Genomic DNA, 4303 nt, shown 5'->3' with positions numbered 1-4303 from the left:
CAATAAAAAGGCCCGGCGCCGCCGCGGGAAGCGGCGGGGCCGGGCCCCTGTATTTGCGACGGATTTGCTGCGGATTACTTCTCGGCGAACGCGCGCTCGACAACGAAGTCGCCAGGCGTCGAGGTATTGCCTTCCTTGAAGCCGCGCGCTTCCAGCATTTCCTTCAGGTCGCGCAGCATCTCCGAGCTGCCGCAGATCATCACGCGGTCTTCGGCCGGGTTCAATGCCGGCACGCCCAGGTCTTCGGCCAGCTTGCCGTTCTCGATCAGTTCCGTGATGCGGCCCATGTTGCGGAAGTCTTCGCGCGTCACGGTCGGGTAGTAGCGCAGCTTGTCGCTGACCATTTCACCCAGGAACTCATGCTTCGGCAGGTGCTCTTCCAGCAAGTCGTGGTAAGCCAGTTCATCGACCTGGCGCACGCCGTGCACGAGGATCAGCTGGTCGAAACGCTCGTAGATGTCCGGATCGCGCACGATGCTGAGGAAAGGCGCCAGGCCCGTGCCCGTCGACAGCATGTACAGGCGCTTGCCTGGCAGCAGGTAGTCGGACACCAGGGTGCCCGTCGGCTTGCGGCCGACGATGACGGTGTCGCCCACTTGCAAGTGCTGCAAACGCGACGTCAATGGACCGCCCGGCACCTTGATGCTGAAAAATTCCAGGTGGTCTTCGTAATTGGCGCTGGCGATACTGTAGGCGCGCAGCAATGGCTTGCCGTCGACGCGCAGGCCGATCATGGTGAAATGGCCATTCGAGAAACGCAGCGACGGGTCGCGCGTGGTGGTAAAGGAGAACAGGGTATCCGTCCAGTGGTGCACGCTTAAAACGCGCTCTTCATTCATCGAACTCATAGTATTTGTTGGCTGGTCAAAAAAATGGTTAGTTGCTGGCAACTGCTGGCAAAAGTGAAACCCTGTGTAGGCCCAGACGCTATTGTACCGGCCTCCACACGAAATTGTTACCGTCTATCGCCGCCAATGCTGCCGCATACGGTGCCAACATTATAGTGCGAATGGCAAGGCAGGGCTGGAATTGGCCCGGAAACGGGCCGTGGACATGCGCTCTCTTGACCTGGCTCAGTTTTTTGCAGGGCGCGTCAAGACGCGGCCCGGCGCTGCCAGAACGGCGCGTCGCGCCAGCGCTGCTCGGCGCCGTAGAAGCCGCGCCGCATCTGCAGATAGGTTTCAAACGCGGCGAAGACGCTGCGCCGGTAGCCCGCCGCCATGCCCCGGTCGCCAGACAGGAAGGCTTCCGCCACCCGCGCCGCATGGATGCCCGAGGCCATGGCCTGGCCGATGCCCAGCGAGGAGATCGGGTCGAAGCAGGCGGCCGCGTCGCCCGCCGCCGTCCAGTTTTCATCGGCCGGCAGCGACGCCACCCGGCTGTGGATGGCGTAGTGGCGCAGGGCGCTTGGCGCGGGTAGGCGCGCCACGATATCGCGCACGTGGGAGGTGTCAGCGCCGGCCTCGCGCCAGGGCGCCGGCTCCTTCAGCCGCAGGCGCTTGAGGATGTCGGCATCCGTGATGAAGGCCAGCGCCACGCGCTCGCCGGGCAGGGGCGCCGCGTAATACCAGCCGTGCTGCGTCGTTTCCACCAAAGTGCGGTGCGGCAGGAATTGCGGCTCTTCCAGTTGATAATAGGCATACAGCGCCACCAGCGAGTCTTCCGTGTGGATGGGACGCTTGCGCTGGCGCACGATGGCCGCCTGCTTGCCGCTGCAATCGATCAGGTAGCGGGCCGTCAGATCCGTTTCCTGCCCCTCGCTCGCCACGCGCAGACGCCACGGCTCGCCGTGTTCGAGCCGCACAAGCTGCGCCGGGCGCAACAGCTCCACGCCCGCCAGCCGCGCCTGTTCGAGCAGGATGGCGTCATATTGCCGGCGGTCCAGGTGCAAGCCGTGGCCGTGGCTGCTGAAGATGGCGTCGCGCGACATCAGCTCCGCGCTGCCCCACGCGGCCGCGTGGGAAAACGCGGGCAGCTGGGCGCCGTCCAGCAGGTCGCGGCCCACGCCGAGGAAGTCCAGCATCGAGAAGATGAACGACGATACCGTTTCGCCAGCCCGGTAATCGTCGAACAGCTGCTTTTCCAGCAAGGCGATGCGCAAGCCCGTGTAGCGGGCCAGGGTCAGGGCGGCGGCAGTGCCGGCGGCACCGCCGCCGACAATGACGACGTCGTAGTCGCGCGATGACGACGTGCTTGGCGGGACACTCAATGGGAAAACCGGCGCCGGTTGGCAGGCTGGATTTTCTTCGGCGTGTCATGCACGGCCACTTGCGCGCCGCCGCTGGCAAACAGCTGCGATGCCTTTTCGGGCGCGGTCTGCGGATCTTCATCCTTGAGGAACCAGGCGGGCAAGTAGTTGGAATCGTCGCCCGTGATGAAGCTGCTGGCATTGCCGACCCCGACGCTGGCGGCCACGAACTTGGCGTGATTGCGCTCCTTCTCGACAAAATACGGGTACTGGCGGCCCGACTCGGCATCCTGGTTCTGGTTCACGATGAAGCCCAGGTAGTGCCAGGAGCTGATCATTTGCGAAAAACTGTTCATGCCGCGGCTGTACATCACTTGCATGCCGGCCGGCACGCCGGCAAGCGCCTGTTCTTCCTTGGTGGTGGCGCCATTGATCACGTTCCACGGGCTTTGCGGCGGCCACCAGTAGGCGTAATAGGTGGGCGGTATGGGGATGAGGGTATCGGGATTCTTGACCAGGTCCGGATTGTCGAAATTGATCATCTGCACGGAGCAGTCATAGAAGTCGGCCTGCCACGGGATGGCCATGCGCTTGGTCAGGTCGCCCGGTTCGCAGCCGGTGCCGACGGTCGGATCGTTCCAGTCCAGCGGTGCGCACTCGTCGCGGCCCGGCGACAGGCCGTTTTTTGCGTAGTCGGCATCCACGCGGTGCAGGATGGCGTACGGTTTCGCGTAGATGATGGGATTGCGCACGCTCCACGTCACTTCGATGCCCGGGCACATGGGTTCGCCCACGCAATTGCCGATGCCCGCCTGATCGAGCGGGTCGATGCCGGGCAAGGCCAGGCCCGGCGCGTTGGCGGCGAATTTGCCGGCTGCCCACTGCTGCAAGGCAAAGTATTGCGTATCCGTCAGCACGGAAAACTTGCTGATGACGTTGTTGCGCACGGAATTGCTGCCCGAATTCAAGGGCACGAGAGGAATGCCGGCGCCGGGGTTCTCCGTGCTGGCTTCACTGAATAATTGGCCACCCTGGCCCCCCGTGAATCCGGGCACCTGTTCCTCCGTGCCGGGGCGGATGGCCGACGGCTTCCTGAAATAGCTGAAGAATTTTTCGCGCTGCGGCCGGTTCGCTTCCGACGCATCGGCCACGTCGAAATTGGGGCGGATGAAGGCCGTCATCGACGGCACCGTCGCCACCCACTGGTAATCGCCTATCCTGGCAAGGAATGGCTGAATGTCCTGCGCGTAATTGACGACATAATCGGGATTCCAGCCATCGCTGCCGCTCCAGCGGGCCTTGTCGTAGGCCTCGGGCAGCGCGTTCTTGTATTTGATGGCCATGTCGGCCACGACGTCATCCCAGGTGGAAATGTTCACCAGCTCGGGCGCGAACTTTGGCGAGCCGATGACCACCCACGCTTTCAGTTCCACGCAGGGGCTGCCGTCCTTGAAATGGATGGTCGCGCTGACGGGACCGTCGCCCACGTCGTCATTCCACGTATCGCCGCCGCCAAAGCCCGTGATGCTTTCGGAGCCGCCGGCGCGGCCATAGGCGCCGATCACCAGCAGGTTGCCGCGCGAATCCGTGCGCATTTCACCGAGCGTGCGCACGGGATAGCCTTGCGTGATGGCATGCGGATCGGGGAAAGACACGTGCGCATAGGAACCGGCGCCATCCTTGTCGAAATGGGCCTTGCCCAGCGGCGCATCGAGTGTGCGCGGTCCCGGATCGACGATCAGTTTTTGCCGGTCCGCATCTCCCTTGACGTTGTCATTGCGCAGATTGGTCCAGGACGTGGGCGTCAGCTTCCAGGCGGGGGGCGTATTTTCCCAGGTTTCATAGCTGTTGTAGGGGCCGAACATCAGGTCGCCCAGCAGGGGTATGAAGTTCCACCACGCTGCCTTCTTGTTTGCCACGTGCACTGTCCATTCGATCTTGGCAATGCTTGGGTCTTGCAGGTCGACCAGGACTTTTTCGCCGGGACGTCCCGCCACCGACTTGTAGATGCGGAAACTGGCGGCCTGGCGCCGCACGCGGCCGGCCGCATCCTTGAATTGGGCAACGTGGACCGGCTTGCCATCGACAAGCTGCGGATCGTTGTTGCTGTCGACT

Annotated in this window: 3 protein-coding genes; all 3 read right to left on the bottom strand. The window is 63.4% G+C overall.

Annotated features, from left to right (window positions below; translation table 11 throughout):
* Nucleotides 1-74: 74 nt before the first annotated feature.
* Nucleotides 75-848 carry a ferredoxin--NADP reductase gene (locus VM94_RS27765; RefSeq protein WP_058051074.1) on the bottom strand — a complete coding sequence of 258 codons (774 nt, stop codon included), beginning with the start codon at nucleotides 846-848 and terminating at the stop codon, nucleotides 75-77.
* A 245-nt stretch (nucleotides 849-1093) separates the two neighbouring features.
* The gene (locus VM94_RS11130) at nucleotides 1094-2209 is read right to left on the bottom strand and encodes a tryptophan 7-halogenase (RefSeq protein ID WP_046683560.1); all 1116 of its coding nucleotides are present in this window, start codon (nucleotides 2207-2209) and stop codon (nucleotides 1094-1096) included.
* Nucleotides 2206-4303, bottom strand: a 2098-nt coding sequence (lodA, locus tag VM94_RS11125; protein ID WP_200899213.1) for a CTQ-dependent lysine 6-oxidase LodA, incomplete at its 5' end; no start/stop codon positions are given. The genes lodA and VM94_RS11130, both read right to left, overlap by 4 nt.

This window comes from Janthinobacterium sp. KBS0711 (assembly GCF_000988085.1).
GTDB classification, from domain to species: domain Bacteria; phylum Pseudomonadota; class Gammaproteobacteria; order Burkholderiales; family Burkholderiaceae_D; genus Janthinobacterium; species Janthinobacterium lividum_E.
Note: the sequence above shows the minus strand (reverse complement) of the source record. Positions and strands in the feature narration are given on the sequence as shown.